This window comes from Streptococcus mitis (assembly GCF_946188375.1).
Taxonomy (GTDB): Bacteria; Bacillota; Bacilli; order Lactobacillales; family Streptococcaceae; genus Streptococcus; species Streptococcus mitis_CX.
In genome coordinates this window covers 122,078-139,398 of record NZ_CAMHUS010000002.1, presented here as the reverse complement: position 1 = coordinate 139,398, position 17,321 = coordinate 122,078, and the positions used below count along the sequence as shown (strand labels likewise).

The window sequence follows — 17,321 nt, the reverse complement described above, 5'->3', positions numbered from 1 at the left end:
TGGACTAGAAAGAACAAAAATGCAAGATAAAATTGTCATTCATGGGGCGCGTGCCCATAATTTAAAAAATATTGATGTGGAGATTCCACGAGACAAGCTAGTTGTTGTGACAGGCTTGTCAGGTTCAGGGAAATCCAGTCTGGCCTTTGATACCCTCTATGCTGAGGGACAACGTCGCTATGTAGAGAGTTTGTCAGCCTACGCTCGTCAATTCTTGGGAAATATGGAGAAGCCTGATGTGGATGCTATTGATGGCCTCAGTCCAGCTATTTCCATTGACCAGAAAACGACTAGTAAAAATCCTCGCTCGACGGTGGGAACAACGACTGAAATCAATGACTATCTGCGTCTCCTCTACGCGCGTGTGGGGACGCCTTACTGTATCAACGGGCATGGGGCTATCAAGGCTTCTTCTGTAGAGCAAATCGTAGATAAGGTCTTGGAATTGCCAGAACGCCAACGTCTGCAAATTTTAGCTCCTGTCATACGTAAGAAAAAAGGGCAACACAAGAGTGTCATTGAAAAGATTCAGAAAGATGGTTATGTCCGCGTCCGTGTGGATGGGGAGGTCTATGATGTGACCGAAGTGCCAGAGCTGTCTAAGAGCAAGCAACACAATATCGATGTCGTGGTTGACCGTATTGTCATCAAGGAGGGTATCCGTAGTCGTCTCTTTGATTCCATTGAGGCTGCCCTTCGTATTGCAGAAGGTTATGTCATTATCGACACTATGGACGACTCTGAGTTGTTGTTCTCTGAGCATTATGCCTGTCCAGTTTGTGGCTTTACTGTTCCAGAGTTAGAGCCGCGTCTCTTCTCCTTCAATGCTCCTTTTGGTTCTTGTAGTGAGTGTGATGGCTTGGGCATCAAGCTGGAGGTGGATACTGATTTGGTAGTACCAGATGCCAGCAAAACCTTACGTGAGGGAGCCTTGGCTCCTTGGAATCCCATCTCATCCAACTACTATCCAAACATGCTAGAGCAGGCTATGACAGCTTTTGGAGTGGATATGGATAAGCCTTTTGAGGACTTGTCAGAAGAAGATAAGAACTTGATTCTCTACGGCTCAGATGGTAAGGAATTCCATTTCCACTATGAGAATGAATTTGGTGGTGTACGCGATATTGACATTCCGTTTGAAGGAGTTGTCAATAATATCAAACGTCGTTACCATGAAACTAATAGTGACTACACCCGCACCCAGATGCGCCTTTACATGAATGAGCTGACCTGCGGAACCTGTCACGGCTATCGCCTCAATGACCAGGCCTTGTCTGTCCGTGTGGGTGGCGAGAACGGGCCACATATCGGAGAAATTTCAGACCTGTCTATCGCAGACCACTTGGACTTGGTAAGCCAGTTGACTCTATCTGAAAATGAAGCCATCATTGCTCGCCCTATTCTCAAGGAAATCAAGGACCGTTTGACCTTCCTTAATAACGTGGGTCTAAACTATCTGACTCTGTCACGTTCAGCAGGAACCCTTTCGGGTGGTGAGAGTCAGCGTATTCGCTTGGCAACACAAATTGGTTCCAACCTATCAGGCGTCCTCTATATCCTAGATGAGCCATCGATTGGGCTCCACCAGAGGGATAATGATCGCCTGATTGCCAGTCTCAAAAAGATGCGTGATTTGGGTAATACTCTCATAGTAGTGGAACATGATGAAGATACCATGCGCGAGGCGGATTATCTGATTGACGTTGGTCCCGGTGCCGGTGTTTTTGGTGGGGAGATTGTCGCTGCAGGTACGCCTAAACAGGTAGCTCGTAATAGTAAGTCTATCACAGGTCAGTACTTGTCAGGCAAACGTGCCATTCCAGTACCAGAAGAACGCCGTGTTGGTAATGGTCGTTTTATCGAGGTGACGGGAGCGCGTGAGAACAACCTGCAAAATGTCACAGCTCGCTTCCCACTAGGAAAATTCATTGCGGTGACAGGTGTTTCAGGTTCAGGGAAATCAACCTTAATCAATAGCATTCTCAAAAAAGCCATTGCCCAGAAGCTCAACCGTAATTCAGACAAGCCTGGTAAATTTAAGACTATTACAGGGATTGAGCATGTAGATCGATTGATTGACATTGACCAGAGCCCGATCGGACGAACGCCTAGGTCCAACCCAGCTACCTATACAGGAGTTTTTGACGATATACGTGACCTTTTTGCTCAAACAAACGAAGCTAAGATTCGTGGTTACAAGAAGGGGCGCTTCAGTTTTAACGTCAAGGGTGGTCGTTGTGAAGCCTGCTCAGGTGATGGGATCATCAAGATTGAGATGCACTTCTTGCCAGATGTTTATGTGGCTTGTGAAGTCTGCCACGGAACCCGCTACAACAGTGAGACCCTAGAAGTTCATTACAAGGAAAAAAATATCTCGCAAGTCTTGGATATGACTGTCAATGATGCGGTGGAGTTCTTCCAACATATTCCGAAAATTCAACGCAAACTTCAGACTATCAAGGATGTGGGACTTGGTTATGTGACATTGGGGCAACCTGCTACCACCCTTTCTGGGGGAGAAGCTCAGCGTATGAAACTGGCTAGTGAACTTCACAAACGATCGACAGGAAAATCTTTCTACATTCTGGATGAGCCGACGACAGGTCTTCATACCGAGGATATTGCTCGCTTGCTTAAGGTTTTAGCTCGCTTTGTAGACGATGGCAATACAGTCCTTGTTATCGAGCACAATCTAGATGTTATTAAGACAGCAGACCATATCATCGACTTGGGACCTGAGGGCGGTGTCGGCGGTGGAACCATCATCGCAACAGGAACTCCAGAAGAAGTAGCGGCCAACGAAGCCAGCTACACAGGACAGTATTTGAAAGGAAAGTTACATCATGAATAAACGTGTACAAGCATTTCTAGCTAAAATGCAAGAAAAAGAACTAGATGGCATCATCATCAATAACCTTAAAAACGTCTATTACCTAACTGGTTTTTGGGGCTCAAACGGAACAGTCTTCATCAGCCGTGACCGACAGGTCTTGGTGACAGACTCTCGCTATATCATTGCAGCTAAGCAAGAAACCAGTGGCTTTGAGATTGTAGCTGACCGTGATGAATTGGCTGTCATTGCCGGCATTGTCAAGGACATGGGCTTGTCTCGTATCGGCTTTGAGGACGAGATTTCAGTCTCTTATTATCACCGTATGCAGGCAACTTTTGCAGGTTTGGACTTGCTTCCACAAACTCAGTTTGTCGAAGGTCTTCGAATGATTAAGGATGAGGCAGAGATTGCAGCGATTCGCAAGGCTTGTTCTATTTCAGACCAAGCTTTCCGTGATGCGCTTGACTTTATCAAACCAGGAAAAACTGAAATTGAAATTGCCAACTTCCTTGACTTCCGCATGCGTGAGTTGGGAGCATCTGGTTTGTCTTTTGACACTATTTTAGCAAGTGGTATCAACTCTTCTAAGCCTCATGCTCATCCTATGCACAAACCAGTGGAGCTGGGAGAAGCCATTACTATGGACTTCGGTTGCCTTTATGACCACTATGTTAGCGATATGACCCGGACTATCTATCTGGGACATGTTAGCGACGAGCAGGCAGAGATTTACAATACGGTTCTCAAAGCCAATCAAGCCTTGATTGACCAGGCTAAAGCAGGATTAGGTTTCCGTGACTTTGACAAAATTCCTCGTGATATTATCATCGAGGCAGGTTATGGCGACTACTTTACCCACGGTATCGGACACGGTATTGGACTGGATATCCATGAGGAACCATACTTTAGTCAGACTTCTACAGAAACTATTAAGGCAGGGATGACCTTGACTGATGAACCAGGTATCTATATCGAAGGCAAATATGGTGTTCGTATCGAGGACGATATTCTGATTACAGAGACAGGTTGTGAATTGTTAACCCTAGCTCCAAAAGAGTTGATAGTTATTTAAGAGTTAAACAACTCAAATGATTGACTTTTAAATTTTAAAGGTTTATACTGAAAGACGAAAACGGTAGGTGAGGCTACCATAGGGATACGGATGACTACCGCAAAGCAGTGGAGACACTACTCGTTGGTCAACAGTCCTGGTCGCGAAGGCCAAGACTAAGCTCATTTCATTGCCCTATGGAGTTAAAGCTTGAACGAAAAACAGATAATTAGTTTTTTAATCCTGCCATTTTATGGTGGGATTTTCTACTGTTTTAAAGCAAAGAAAGGAGACAGACGATGCAAATTGACGACCATCCGGAACCGCACATACACAGCCAATCGCTGATTTGTGTCGTTCTGCCCTTATAAAGTGATTGGTCTCTGTGTATGAAACACATCATTCATACAGATAGGAGAAACCAATGAAAACTACAAAAGAAAGATTAGCAACAGCTATTCAAGTCCCTTTAGACGAGAGTCTAACTTTTTATCATACTAGTTTAAACGGTTTGATAGAGGAACAAGTCGAAAAAAATCGTGACCTCTATGGCGAAAATGTGATTACCAAAGGCCAAGAAGATTCGATTTTGAAAAAGATTTACGAATCGATTATCAATCCTTTTACAATCATCTTGCTGGTTATCGCCGTGATTTCCTTAGTGACCAATGTCTGGTTGGCAAAACCAGGTCAAGAGGATCCGACGACTTCTATTATCATCGTTGTCCTAGTCCTCATTTCTGGAGGCATTCGCTTTGTCCAAGAACTCCGCAGTGATAAGGCTGCGACCAATCTTTCAAAAATGATTGTCAACACAGCGACTGTCATTCGTCAAGGAGAAATTCAAGAAGTACCTATCGATGATTTGGTAGTGGGGGACGTGGTTAAATTAAGCGCTGGAGATATGATTCCAGCAGATCTTCTTTTATTTGAGTCGCGCGATTTCTTTGTCCAACAGTCTGGCTTGACAGGTGAAAGTGAATCGGTTGAAAAATTGGCCTTGACCAAGGCAACAGTTCAACAATCTGATAGTCTGCTAGAAGCAGAAGCGCTCGCCTTTATGGGAACCAATGTCTTATCTGGTAGTGCCAAGGCCGTAGTTTTAGCAGTTGGTGATGATACCATGATGGGGGCCATTGAGCAGACTTTGAACACCTATGATGAGCCTACTTCGTTTGAACGGGAGATGAATAGTATTTCGTGGCTCTTGATTCGTTTGATGCTGGTCATGGTGCCCATCGTTTTCTTGTCCAATGGTTTAACAGATGGAGATTGGTTAGAAGCTGGCGTATTTGCTTTGAGTGTTGGTGTTGGATTGACACCTGAAATGCTTCCTATGATTATTACCGCTAGCCTAGCAAAAGGTTCTATTATCATGGCCAAGGAAAAAGTGGTTATCAAGAAACTCAATGCCATACAGGACTTAGGGGCGATTGATATCTTGTGTACAGATAAGACAGGAACTCTAACCCAAGACGAAATTGTCCTTGAATATCCCTTGGACATCCACGGACGCTTGGATTTGACTGTCTTGAGACGTGCTTATCTCAATTCTTATTTTCAAACGGGCTTGAAAAATTTGATGGACAGAGCTATCATCAAACGGACTGAAAAGGAAGCAAAAGAACACGCCCTCTTGCAAAATTTGGCTCAAACTTTTCAAAAAATAGATGAGCTTCCCTTTGATTTTGAACGTAGACGGATGAGTGTTATCGTTAAAGATGAGCACGAAGTGGTTAGTTTGGTAACCAAGGGTGCCCTAGAGGAGATGTTGACGATTTCCAGTCATGCGGAATACCAAGGAGTGATTACTCCCTTGACAGATGCTATTAGAGAAGAAATTTTAGCGGAAGTCCGACAACTAAATCAACAAGGTTTGCGTGTCTTGGGAGTGGCTTATAAGTCAGGTTTGAGGGAAGATCATGCCTATACAGTTGATGACGAAGGGGATATGATTCTAACTGGTTATTTAGCCTTCCTAGATCCTCCTAAACCATCTGCAGCACCAGCAATTAAGGCTTTGTTAGAACATGGGGTTCAAACAAAAATTTTGACGGGAGATAACGAAAAAGTTACCCAAGCAGTCTGTGAAAAGGTTGGTTTGGATATCAATCAGATGCTGTTAGGATCTGAAATTGATCAGATGAGTGATCAAGAATTGGCTCAAGCCGTGGAGGAGGTAACAGTTTTTGCCAAACTTTCTCCTGACCAAAAAGCAAGGATTATTTTACAATTTAAGGCTAATGGTCATGCGGTCGGCTATATGGGAGATGGAATCAATGATGCCCCTTCTATGAAAGTAGCAGATGTGGGAATTTCTGTTGATACAGCAGTAGATATTGCTAAAGAAACAGCTGATGTTATCTTACTTGATAAGGATCTCATGGTGCTTGAAAAAGGACTTGTTGAAGGTCGTAAGGTCTATGCCAATATGACCAAATATATCAAGATGACAGTGAGTTCTAATTTTGGAAATATCTTATCCCTATTGGTCTCTGGAATCTTTTTACCATTTTTACCAATGGCACCAGTCCATTTGATTATCCTAAATCTAGTCTATGATTTGTCTTGTATTGCCTTGCCTTTTGACAAGGTGGATAAAGATTTTTTGAGAAATCCACATACCTGGGAAGCCAAGTCCATCACACGTTTCATGGTTTGGATGGGGCCTATTTCTTCTGCCTTTGATATTTTGACCTTCATTTTACTTTATTTTATCATTGTACCCATGACGACAGGTCATGCCTATGTTCATGGAGCAGATTCGGCCGTAGGCTTTATTGTCTTGTTTCAGACAGGTTGGTTTATCGAGTCTATGTGGTCACAAACTATGGTTATCCATATGTTGCGTTCAGCCAAAATTCCCTTTTTACAAAGTCGTCCAGCTTGGCTAGTCCTTGTGACAACCTTATTGGCTGCAGCCTTTGTGACCTTCCTTCCCTATAGTCCACTAGCTAGTCTTCTCCATCTAACTCCTTTAAAATCGATTTATTTCATCTTTTTACTTTTCATCATTATTTTGTATATGATTAGCGTGACAATTGTGAAAAAAATCTATATTAAGAAATATAAAGAATGGCTGTAAATTTTATTTTGTCAAGAAAAAAGTACGAAAATGACGAAAAAAGTTAAAAAAATTTAAAAATAGGTCGCAAGTCGGATGTTTTTTATGGTATAATAGACTAAACTGATAGTAACATGTAGCGAAAGGGGTAGGTACATGATTAAAATTTATACAGTCTCAAGTTGTACTAGCTGTAAAAAAGCAAAAACCTGGCTCAATGCCCACCAGTTAAGTTATAAAGAACAAAATCTTGGTAAAGAAGGAATTACGAGAGAAGAATTACTGGATATTCTAACCAAAACAGATAACGGAATAGCCAGCATCGTTTCATCTAAAAATCGCTATGCCAAAGCCCTTGGAGTGGATATTGAAGATTTGAGTGTCAATGAAGTCCTCAATCTGATTATGGAAACACCGAGAATTTTAAAGAGCCCAATTCTTGTGGATGAAAAACGCCTACAAGTTGGCTATAAGGAAGATGATATTCGTGCCTTCCTACCACGCTCTGTCCGTAATGTAGAAAATGCAGAAGCACGTTTGCGTGCAGCTCTATAAACATCAAGGCTGGGAGCAACTCCCAGTCTTATTCTATTTTAATTTCAAAAAGAAAGAAGAAAGAGATGAAAAAAATAGTTCTTGTTAGTCTAGCTTTCCTTTTTGTCCTAGTTGGTTGCGGACAGAAAAAAGAAACTGGACCAGCTACAAAAACAGAAAAGGATACGCTTCAGTCGGCATTGCCAGTTATTGAAAATGCCGAGAAGAATACAGTTGTGACCAAGACTTTGGTCTTGCCCAAGTCAGATGATGGCAGCCAGCAAACCCAAACCATTACATACAAGGACAAGACTTTTTTGAGCTTAACGATTCAACAAAAACGTCCAGTTTCTGATGAGTTGAAGACTTATATCGACCAACATGGAGTGGAAGAAACTCAAAAAGCTCTTCTGGAGGCAGAGGAGAAGGATGAGGCTATCATAGAAGCTCGTAAATTAGCAGGATTTAAGCTTGAAACTAAACTATTGAGTGCAACCGAACTTCAAACAACGACTAGTTTTGATTTTCAAGTTTTGGATGTCAAGAAGGCTTCTCAGTTAGAATATTTGAAGAACATTGGTTTAGAAAATCTCTTGAAGAATGAACCAAGCAAATATATTTCAGACAGATTGGCAAATGGTGCGACAGAACAGTAGAAAATCCAAATAAATAGACTGCCTGAATTGTAGAACGTAAGGAATTATGCTATAATGGTACTATTCTAAGGAAAGAGGGTGTTAGAATGGGATTTACTGAAGAAACAGTACGTTTTAAATTGGACGATTCCAATAAAAAAGAAATTAGCGAAACTCTGACTGATGTTTATGCTTCGTTGAACGATAAGGGCTACAACCCAATCAACCAAATCGTAGGTTACGTATTGAGTGGAGACCCTGCCTACGTTCCTCGTTATAATAATGCACGAAATCAAATCCGTAAGTATGAGCGCGATGAAATCGTTGAAGAATTGGTCCGCTACTACCTTAAAGGACAAGGAGTCGATTTATAACCTATGAGAATTATGGGATTGGACGTCGGTTCAAAAACGGTAGGGGTGGCTATTAGCGATCCGCTTGGTTTTACAGCTCAAGGACTTGAAATCATCCAAATCAACGAGGAGCAGGGCCAATTTGGTTTTGACCGCGTTAAGGAGTTGGTTGATACTTACAAGGTGGAACGATTTGTAGTGGGCTTGCCTAAAAACATGAACAATACAAGCGGACCGCGCGTGGAAGCTAGTCAAGCATACGGAGCAAAGCTAGAAGAGCTTTTTGGTTTACCAGTAGACTATCAGGATGAACGCTTGACAACAGTTGCCGCAGAGCGCATGTTGATTGAGCAAGCAGATATTAGCCGTAACAAGCGCAAGAAAGTCATTGATAAGTTAGCAGCTCAGCTGATTTTACAAAATTATTTAGATAGAAAATTTTAATACAAAGGAGAGGCTATGTCACACGATCATAACCACGACCACGAAGAACGTGAATTAATTACACTAGTAGATGAGCAAGGAAATGAAACCTTGTTTGAAATCCTTTTGACGATTGATGGAAAAGAAGAATTTGGTAAAAACTATGTTCTCCTAGTACCAGTTAACGCAGAAGAAGACGAAGACGGACAAGTTGAAATCCAAGCTTACTCATTCATCGAAAACGAAGATGGAACAGAAGGCGAATTGCAACCAATCCCAGAAGACTCAGAAGACGAATGGAACATGATTGAAGAAGTCTTCAATAGTTTTATGGAGGAGTAAAAATATCCGGGGGATATTTTTACTCCAGTTCCTTTAAATAAGAGAGAACTGGTAAGTCTGGGAGACTGTATCAGGCCAACTCCCAGAAATTGGGAAGAGTTGGAACGTCCGGTGGACGTTTTTAGCCCTGCGCTAGAAATTAGAAACGCAGGCACATCCAGTGGATGTTTTTAGCCCAGATCTTTGAAATAAAAAAGAGCTGGTAAGTCCGGGGGCGTTTTTAGCCCAAGTTAATATTCATAGTAGCTAGTTATTAGCTAACCAGGTGAGAGGTCGGGACGAAAATCCTGGCCTCGTTTTTGTTAGTTATGAGACTTTATTGAGGCAGTTGATTGAACCTGTAATTAAGGAGATGTATATGTTTGAAGTAGAAGAATGGCTCCATAGTCGGATTGGTTTGAATTTTCGATCAGGCTTGGGCCGAATGCAACAAGCGGTGGATTTGTTGGGGAATCCCGAGAAGTCTTATCCTATTATCCACGTAACAGGAACTAATGGAAAAGGTTCTACCATTGCTTTCATGAGGGAGTTATTTATGGGGCATGGCAAAAGAGTTGCGACTTTTACCTCCCCTCATATCGTCTCTATTAATGATCGAATCTGCATTAATGGACAACCAATAGCTGATGCAGACTTCATCCGTTTAGCTAATCAGGTCAAGGAGATGGAGAAAACGCTTCTGCAAACCCATGATCAGTTGTCCTTTTTTGAATTGCTGACCTTGATTGCTTTTCTTTATTTTAGAGAGCAAGAGGTGGATTTGGTTTTACTAGAAGTGGGAATTGGTGGCTTACTTGACACGACTAATGTGGTAACTGGAGAGATTGCTGTCATCACCTCCATCGGACTTGACCATCAGGAGACTCTGGGTGACAGTATAGCAGCAATTGCAGAGCAGAAAGCTGGTATTTTTAAGGTTGGTAAAAAGGCAGTGATTGCTAAGTTGCCTTCAGAAGCTAGGCTTGTTTGTCAGAAAAAAGCAGACTCTTTAGCTGTTGACCTTTATCAGGCAGGTCAGGATTTTTCAATGCTGAATGGGGATTTTTCAAGTTCTTTACTAAATATTTCGCAGCTGAAAATAGGTTTAGAAGGAGCTTATCAGCAGGAAAATGCAGCTTTGGCGTTGCAAACTTTTCTTCTCTTTATGAGGGAAGAAAAGGAAATTGTTGATGAGCAGGCTGTAAGACAGGCTTTAGCGAAAACCTATTGGGCTGGTCGTTTGGAGCGTATTTGTCCTCAGATTTATTTGGACGGTGCTCATAACCTCCCTGCCTTGACTCGCTTGGTTGAGTTTATCAAAGAAAAAGAGCAGGAAGGTTATCGTCCTCAAATCCTATTTGGAGCCTTGAAACGGAAGGATTATAAAGGGATGTTGGCTTATCTGACTGAGAATTTGCCTCAGGTGGAACTCAAGGTGACTGGCTTTGACTATCAGGGAGCTTTGGACGAAAGGGATGTGACTGGTTATGATATAGTTTCTTCTTACCGAGAATTTATTAGCAATTTTGAAGCAAGAGCAGATGACCAGGATTTGTTGTTCGTTACAGGGTCTCTCTATTTTATCTCAGAAGTACGGGGCTACTTGCTGGCCCATGAGCAGATGAATTGACCTCCTTTTTTGGACTTGTTATACTAGGGAAACTACTAGTTAGAAGGAAAAAATTCTGTAAATTGGTAGCAGAAAGGAAATTTATCATGAAATTAAAAAGATTCACACTTTCTCTTGCTTCTCTAGCAAGTCTTAGTCTTTTAGTAGCTTGTTCACAAAGAGCACAACAAGTTCAACAACCAGCAACTCACTCGCAAACACAACAAACTCAGCAATCACAATCTGCTGCTTCATCTTCTACAGAAAATAGCAGCCAGGCAGCAACAAGTTCTTCACAAAATGCTCCTGAGGCTCAACCAACTGATATTGATGGAACCTATACCGGTCAGGACGAGGGAGACCGTATCACTTTAGTGGTAACTGGTACAACGGGCACCTGGACACAGGTAGAAACTGACGGAGATCAAGAAATCAAGCAGGTTGGCTTCGATGCCGCTAATCAACGTATGATTATTGGGGATGATGTCAAGATTTATGCAATCAATGGAAATCAGATGATTATCGACGATATGGATAGAGAAGCGTCTGATCGCATTGTTTTATCAAAATAGACTAGAAGGAGACTGGTTTTGTCAGTCTCTTTTGTTTTTACGCAGAAAAATGATTATAAATACTTGCCTTCTACCGAATACCTGAGTTATACTAGTATCAATTACCTGTTTTTAGCATTCATACTCTTCGAAAATCTCTTCAAACCACGTCAGCTTCCATCTGCAACCTCAAAACAGTGTTTTGAGCAACCTGCGGCTAGCTTCCTAGTTTGCTCTTTGCTTTTCATTGAGTATCAAAATATCAAGGAGGGGATATGAAATATAGAAAATTTCAATTATTAATGTCCAAGTATGGCTTTAGTCTTTCGATTATGCTGCTTGAACTTTCTCTTGTTTTTGGTCTCTTTCTTTACTTAGGGCGTATGGCTCCTATTCTATGGGTTATTGTCTTAATTTTTATGAGTATGGCGACTATTGTCGCAATTGTCAATCGTTCAATGACACCTGATAGTAAAGTAATGTGGTTAGTGGTAACTTTTGTTCCTGTCATCGGACCCTTGCTCTATCTGATGTTTGGTGAAAGGCGATTGTCCAAAAAAGAAATCAAGCAGTTGGACAAACTTGGTTCTATGCATTTTCGGGAGGATAACAGTAAAGCTCTCCGCCAGAAATTGAAGGAAGATGATAAGGCGGCTTACGGAGTTATCAAATCTTTGCTAAGTATGGATAGCAATGCCGATGTCTATGATCGAACAGATTCACAATTCTTTTCTTCGGGTGAAAGCATGTGGCAACATATGTTGGAAGACCTCAAGAAAGCTGAGAAATTTATCTTTCTAGAGTACTATATTGTCGAAGAAGGTTTGATGTGGAATAGCATACTAGATATACTAGAGCAAAAGGCAGCTCAGGGTGTAGAGGTCAAGATGCTCTATGATGATATCGGCTGTATGGCGACTTTGCCTGGAGACTATACTATTCAACTTCGTAGTCGAGGAATTGAAGCCCATAAGTTTAACAAGGTGATTCCTCGTTTGACGGTGGCTTACAACAATCGGGACCATCGTAAAATCCTTGTCATAGATGGTCAGGTAGCCTATACAGGAGGCATTAACTTAGCCGATGAGTACATCAATCATATAGAACGCTTTGGCTATTGGAAGGACAGTGGGATTCGCTTAGATGGCCCTGGTGTCAAGGCTCTAACCCGTCTTTTTTTGATGACTTGGTACATCAATCGTGGGGAAATCAGCGATTTTGACCAGTATCACCTGGAAAATCAGCCTTGTTCTGGCCAAGGGCTCTGCATTCCTTACGGTAGTGGACCCAAGCCCATCTTCCGTACTCAAGTAGGGAAAAAAGTTTATCAAAGTTTGATTAATCAGGCTACTGATTCAGTCTATATCACAACACCCTATTTGATTATTGACTATGATTTAACTGAGAGTATTAAAAATGCAGCCATGAGGGGTGTTGATGTCCGCATCGTGACTCCTTTCATTCCGGATAAAAAATTAATCCAGCTCATAACAAGAGGAGCCTATCCGGATCTTTTGTCAGCAGGAGTCAGGATTTTTGAGTATAGTCCAGGCTTTATCCACAGTAAACAAATCCTAGTGGACAAGGACTTTGCTGCAGTTGGAACGATTAATTTAGATTATAGAAGTTTGCTTCATCACTATGAAGATGCAGTTTTGCTATATAAAACGGCATCAATCACAGAGATTCAAAAAGATTTTGAGGAGATTTTTTCAGTATCTCAAGAAATTTTCCCTCATACGATAAAAAATAGCTGGTATCAAAAATTGATTAAGGAAATTGCCCAGTTATTTGCCCCAATCTTATAAGAAATCTAGGACTTAGGACACAACCCAGTCCTATTTTTCTTGCCTTTTACGAATAGAAAGATAGAGGGGGAATGATGCTGACTCAGAAAGAATTGGATTATATCATGTCATTTAAACAGACGCATTTACACCGATTTCGGGAAATTGAAACCTTTGTGAAACTATGCAAAAAATCACTCAAACAGCCATCGCAAGCTGACAATTTTAGGTCTTTTTGATATACTAAGACAGATAAATTGAATAGGAGAAACGACATGGCTGTATATGGCAGAATCGAAGAAGTATCCGAAACGATACAGAGTAATGACATTGAAAATAGATTGGATAGGAACCTTGAATCTCATGTAGAAAAAGAAGAACAGGTAGCTTTCCCGTTTTTCAGACTCATCATTGGAAGTACGATTGCAACGTTTTTTTCTGTGGTGATACCTTTACTTTTAGATATGGTAAGTCCCTCTCAGGCGCAGGATTTGTATATAGGGTGGGCTTTACATCAGGGAGGACAGCTCTACAGTAGCTATTATGCTAGTCACGGTCTTATTTATTACTTGCTACTTTATATTACCCAAGGAGGCATTCTTTTTGCCTTGGTAGAATGGCTAGCCCTCTTAGGAGGAGGTTATTTCCTCTTTTCTTCAACTGACTATCTGACGGGACAAAGGGAGCAAGCCAAGCAACTCTTAACCATATTTTATATTTTGGTATCCGGTCTCGGTTTTGGAGGAGGATATGCTACGATTTTAGCTTTGCCATTTCTGTTTGCAGGATTTTCGTTCATAGCAGCTTATCTATCAAATCCTAACCATGACAAGGGATTTCTACGTCTGGGGATTTTCTTGGCCCTATCATTTTTCATAGAGCCTCTTACAAGTCTTTTCTTTATTGCAGTAGTAACGATTGGTTTATTTGTCTTTAATGTTGGGCATGGCCGCCTTGCTCATGGAGTTTATCAGTTTTTTGCAGCAGCACTTGGCTTTTCTCTCATCTTTTACCCAGTAGGATATTATGTTCTTGCTTCAGGTGGTTTTGGAGAGGCTCTAGGGAGTCTTTTATATCCGATTGATTCCCTTCAGGTCTTGAATCCTCAACTAATGGATAATGTTGTATTCTATGGTTTGTTGACCTTTGGTTTAGGAGCTCTCTTCCTTGTTTTTCTAGGATTGTTCCAATCAAAGGCATCAAGATTATATGTTATTTCAGTACCAGCTAGTTTTACTTTCTTATTTGTACTAGCCTTGTTGCTTTTTTCTCAAGAACCTCTTCACGGTTCGCGTTTGATTCTAATCCTTCCATTTTTACTCCTTCTTTTGATGACCAGTATTCGTGGGAAACATTCAGCTAGAGGAGCTCGTCGTCGGAGAAGAGAGGAAGTTCCTACTCTATGGAAAAAATTCATGAAAGGGAATCTCTACTTACCGATCCTAGTGGTGGTTTATCTGATTGCAATTCCTTTTGTAGCTCGTTTTGTCTTGCATCCAGCTTCTTATAGAGAACAACATCAAGTGGTAGATAGAGTCAAACAAGAGACGAGTGATGGTGACCAAATCTATATTTGGGATTCACATGTTCAAATGTATAAAGAAAGCCAGCGTTTGGCTGGATCCATGTTCCCATCGCCTCTTCTTTACACGAGTACAGAAGAGAATAAAACTAGTTTACTCAATGACTTGAAAGAAAACCAACCTAAGGTGATTGTGGTGAACGATAAGGTAGCAGTCTGGTCTGAAGTGGAGACACTCTTAAAAGAAAATTACCAACCAGTAAAGACTGATTACTCAGAGTTTAAAGTCTATAAAATTAAATAACTAAATCAATATCTTGTGTATTTTTAAAAATTTTAGGATTTTTAACACAAGATATTGATTTTTCTTTTTAGAGTGGTATAATACTTTTTAGAAAGAACATTTTAGAAAAGAGCATGCATATGATTGCACTAGAAGAAAAAATTACAATTTTGCCAACTCTCTTCGTTGAAAAACGAGATGGGAGACGTGTTGTATTTGATGTGGACAAGATTGACAAGGCTCTCCACAAGGCGGCTGACAAGGTTATGGATGTGACACCCCTGGTCGAAAAACGCCTCAATGCTCTGACCGAGCGAATTGTCACAGAAATTCATAGTCGCTTTCCACAGGGGGTTAAGATTTACGAAATTCAAAATATCGTAGAACATGAACTCCTTGAAGCCAAAGAATATGCGCTAGCTGAGGAGTATATTACTTATCGGACACAAAGGGATTTTGAGCGTTCAAAAGCGACAGATATCAACTTTAGCATCCATAAACTTCTCAACAAAGACCAGGCCGTTGTCAATGAAAATGCTAATAAAGACAGCGATGTCTTTAATACCCAGCGTGATTTGACGGCGGGGATTGTTGGGAAATCAATCGGACTGCAAATGCTCCCTAAGCACGTAGCCAATGCCCACCAAAAGGGGGATATCCACTATCATGATTTGGATTATAGCCCCTACACACCTATGACTAACTGCTGTTTGATTGATTTTAAAGGTATGTTGGAGAATGGCTTTAAGATTGGAAATGCAGAGGTAGAAAGTCCCAAGTCTATCCAGACTGCGACAGCTCAGATTTCTCAAATTATCGCCAACGTTGCTTCTAGCCAGTACGGTGGCTGTTCAGCTGACCGTATCGATGAAGTTTTGGCGCCTTATGCAGAGAAGAATTACCAAAAACACCTCAAGGATGCGGAAGAATGGGTCTTACCTGACAAACGGGAAGATTACGCTTGGAAGAAAACCCAAAAAGATATCTATGATGCCATGCAATCTCTCGAGTATGAAATCAATACTCTCTTCACTTCAAATGGGCAAACACCTTTTACTTCACTAGGTTTTGGTCTGGGAACCAATCGTTTTGAGCGTGAAATTCAAAAAGCTATCTTGAACATCCGAATCAAGGGACTTGGTTCAGAATACCGCACAGCTATCTTCCCTAAACTTATCTTCACGCTTAAAAGAGGACTCAACTTAGAAGAAGGGACTCCCAACTACGACATTAAGCAGTTGGCTCTTGAGTGTGCAACCAAGCGGATGTACCCAGATGTCTTGTCTTATGATAAGATTATCGAATTGACAGGTTCCTTCAAGGTTCCGATGGGATGTCGTTCATTCCTTCAAGGATGGAAGGATGAAAATGGAGTTGAAGTTAACTCTGGCCGTATGAATCTAGGGGTGGTGACGGTCAATCTTCCTCGTATTGCCCTTGAGTCTGAAGGTGATATGAATAAGTTCTGGGAAATCTTTAACGAGCGGATGAACATTGCAGAAGATGCTCTAGTTTATCGTGTCGAACGGACCAAGGAAGCAACACCAGCAAATGCTCCTATCCTTTATCAATACGGTGCTTTTGGTCATCGTCTAGGTAAAGAAGAAAGCGTTGACCAGCTCTTTAAGAATCGTCGTGCGACAGTTTCACTAGGCTATATCGGTTTGTACGAAGTAGCGACAGTTTTCTTTGGTAACAGCTGGGAAAGTAATCCAGATGCTAAGGAATTCACGCTAGACATCATTCGCGATATGAAACGCCGTGTAGAAGAGTGGTCAGATCAATATGGCTATCATTTCTCTATCTACTCAACACCATCTGAAAGTTTGACAGACCGTTTTTGTCGACTAGATACAGACAAGTTTGGCTCTATTCCTGATATTACAGATAAGGAATACTACACCAACTCTTTCCACTACGATGTTCGTAAAAATCCAACACCGTTTGAAAAATTGGATTTTGAGAAAGTCTATCCAGAAGCAGGTGCGTCGGGTGGTTTCATCCATTATTGTGAGTATCCAGTCCTTCAGCAAAATCCAAAGGCCTTGGAAGCTGTCTGGGACTATGCCTATGACCGTGTGGGCTATCTTGGGACCAATACACCAATTGACCGTTGCTACAAGTGTGACTTTGAAGGGGATTTTGAACCAACTGAGAGAGGATTTGCTTGTCCTAACTGTGGCAATAGCGACCCTAAAACAGTAGACGTTGTTAAACGGACTTGTGGCTATTTAGGTAATCCTCAAGCGAGACCGATGGTCAATGGGCGTCACAAGGAAATCGCAGCGCGTGTCAAACACATGAATGGTTCAACGATTAAAATAGCTGGCCATCAAGTAACAAATTAGAAAGAAC

General features: G+C 41.5%; 13 protein-coding genes and 1 riboswitch. All 13 genes read left to right on the top strand.

What is annotated here, in order from left to right:
• Window positions 1–19: 19 nt before the first annotated feature.
• Window positions 20–2,851, top strand: coding sequence for an excinuclease ABC subunit UvrA (gene uvrA, locus N8M16_RS03190; protein WP_261069618.1), 2,832 nt, complete (start codon window positions 20–22; stop codon window positions 2,849–2,851).
• Window positions 2,844–3,905, top strand: coding sequence for a M24 family metallopeptidase (locus N8M16_RS03185; protein ID WP_261046391.1), 1,062 nt, complete (start codon window positions 2,844–2,846; stop codon window positions 3,903–3,905). Before uvrA ends, N8M16_RS03185 begins: the two co-directional genes overlap by 8 nt.
• Window positions 3,906–3,962: 57 nt before the next feature.
• Window positions 3,963–4,113: riboswitch (M-box (ykoK) riboswitch) on the top strand.
• A gap of 195 nt (window positions 4,114–4,308) precedes the next feature.
• Entirely contained in the window at window positions 4,309–6,969 is a 2,661-nt protein-coding gene (mgtA, locus tag N8M16_RS03180) for a magnesium-translocating P-type ATPase (protein WP_261069617.1), read from the top strand.
• Window positions 6,970–7,104: 135 nt separating this feature from the next.
• Window positions 7,105–7,503, top strand: coding sequence for a transcriptional regulator Spx (gene spx, locus N8M16_RS03175; RefSeq protein ID WP_000591165.1), 399 nt, complete (start codon window positions 7,105–7,107; stop codon window positions 7,501–7,503).
• A gap of 65 nt (window positions 7,504–7,568) precedes the next feature.
• Window positions 7,569–8,138 (top strand): SP0191 family lipoprotein, encoded by a 570-nt coding sequence (locus N8M16_RS03170; protein WP_000725139.1) that lies wholly within the window; start codon window positions 7,569–7,571, stop codon window positions 8,136–8,138.
• Window positions 8,139–8,224: 86 nt separating this feature from the next.
• Complete coding sequence (locus N8M16_RS03165) at window positions 8,225–8,491, top strand: IreB family regulatory phosphoprotein (protein WP_000507059.1); 267 nt, start codon at window positions 8,225–8,227, stop codon at window positions 8,489–8,491.
• Window positions 8,492–8,494: 3 nt separating this feature from the next.
• The gene (gene ruvX, locus N8M16_RS03160; RefSeq protein WP_004239076.1) at window positions 8,495–8,914 is read left to right on the top strand and encodes a Holliday junction resolvase RuvX; all 420 of its coding nucleotides are present in this window, start codon (window positions 8,495–8,497) and stop codon (window positions 8,912–8,914) included.
• 15 nt (window positions 8,915–8,929) lie between these two features.
• A complete protein-coding gene (locus N8M16_RS03155; protein WP_000017620.1) occupies window positions 8,930–9,235 on the top strand; it encodes a DUF1292 domain-containing protein in 306 nt (101 codons plus the stop codon).
• Between the two features lie 358 nt (window positions 9,236–9,593).
• The gene (locus N8M16_RS03150) at window positions 9,594–10,844 is read left to right on the top strand and encodes a folylpolyglutamate synthase/dihydrofolate synthase family protein (protein WP_261069616.1); all 1,251 of its coding nucleotides are present in this window, start codon (window positions 9,594–9,596) and stop codon (window positions 10,842–10,844) included.
• 86 nt (window positions 10,845–10,930) lie between these two features.
• Complete coding sequence (locus N8M16_RS03145; RefSeq protein WP_261069615.1) at window positions 10,931–11,395, top strand: SP_0198 family lipoprotein; 465 nt, start codon at window positions 10,931–10,933, stop codon at window positions 11,393–11,395.
• A 254-nt stretch (window positions 11,396–11,649) separates the two neighbouring features.
• Window positions 11,650–13,182 carry a cardiolipin synthase gene (gene cls / locus N8M16_RS03140; protein ID WP_070528556.1) on the top strand — a complete coding sequence of 511 codons (1,533 nt, stop codon included), beginning with the start codon at window positions 11,650–11,652 and terminating at the stop codon, window positions 13,180–13,182.
• A gap of 254 nt (window positions 13,183–13,436) precedes the next feature.
• Window positions 13,437–14,987 (top strand): damage-inducible protein CinA, encoded by a 1,551-nt coding sequence (locus N8M16_RS03135; RefSeq protein WP_261069614.1) that lies wholly within the window; start codon window positions 13,437–13,439, stop codon window positions 14,985–14,987.
• Window positions 14,988–15,106: 119 nt separating this feature from the next.
• The gene (gene nrdD / locus N8M16_RS03130) at window positions 15,107–17,314 is read left to right on the top strand and encodes an anaerobic ribonucleoside-triphosphate reductase (RefSeq protein WP_261069613.1); all 2,208 of its coding nucleotides are present in this window, start codon (window positions 15,107–15,109) and stop codon (window positions 17,312–17,314) included.
• Window positions 17,315–17,321 lie beyond the last annotated feature (7 nt).

Bases quoted from the DNA above. Each gene is read 5' to 3' on its own strand.
- N8M16_RS03170 (WP_000725139.1), top strand. From the start codon at position 7,569: ATGAAAAAAATAGTTCTTGTTAGTCTAGCTTTCCTTTTTGTCCTAGTT.
- N8M16_RS03165 (WP_000507059.1), top strand. From the start codon at position 8,225: ATGGGATTTACTGAAGAAACAGTACGTTTTAAATTGGACGATTCCAAT.
- uvrA (WP_261069618.1), top strand. From the start codon at position 20: ATGCAAGATAAAATTGTCATTCATGGGGCGCGTGCCCATAATTTAAAA.
- N8M16_RS03185 (WP_261046391.1), top strand. From the start codon at position 2,844: ATGAATAAACGTGTACAAGCATTTCTAGCTAAAATGCAAGAAAAAGAA.
- cls (WP_070528556.1), top strand. From the start codon at position 11,650: ATGAAATATAGAAAATTTCAATTATTAATGTCCAAGTATGGCTTTAGT.
- mgtA (WP_261069617.1), top strand. From the start codon at position 4,309: ATGAAAACTACAAAAGAAAGATTAGCAACAGCTATTCAAGTCCCTTTA.
- N8M16_RS03135 (WP_261069614.1), top strand. From the start codon at position 13,437: ATGGCTGTATATGGCAGAATCGAAGAAGTATCCGAAACGATACAGAGT.
- nrdD (WP_261069613.1), top strand. From the start codon at position 15,107: ATGATTGCACTAGAAGAAAAAATTACAATTTTGCCAACTCTCTTCGTT.
- N8M16_RS03150 (WP_261069616.1), top strand. From the start codon at position 9,594: ATGTTTGAAGTAGAAGAATGGCTCCATAGTCGGATTGGTTTGAATTTT.
- ruvX (WP_004239076.1), top strand. From the start codon at position 8,495: ATGAGAATTATGGGATTGGACGTCGGTTCAAAAACGGTAGGGGTGGCT.
- spx (WP_000591165.1), top strand. From the start codon at position 7,105: ATGATTAAAATTTATACAGTCTCAAGTTGTACTAGCTGTAAAAAAGCA.
- N8M16_RS03145 (WP_261069615.1), top strand. From the start codon at position 10,931: ATGAAATTAAAAAGATTCACACTTTCTCTTGCTTCTCTAGCAAGTCTT.
- N8M16_RS03155 (WP_000017620.1), top strand. From the start codon at position 8,930: ATGTCACACGATCATAACCACGACCACGAAGAACGTGAATTAATTACA.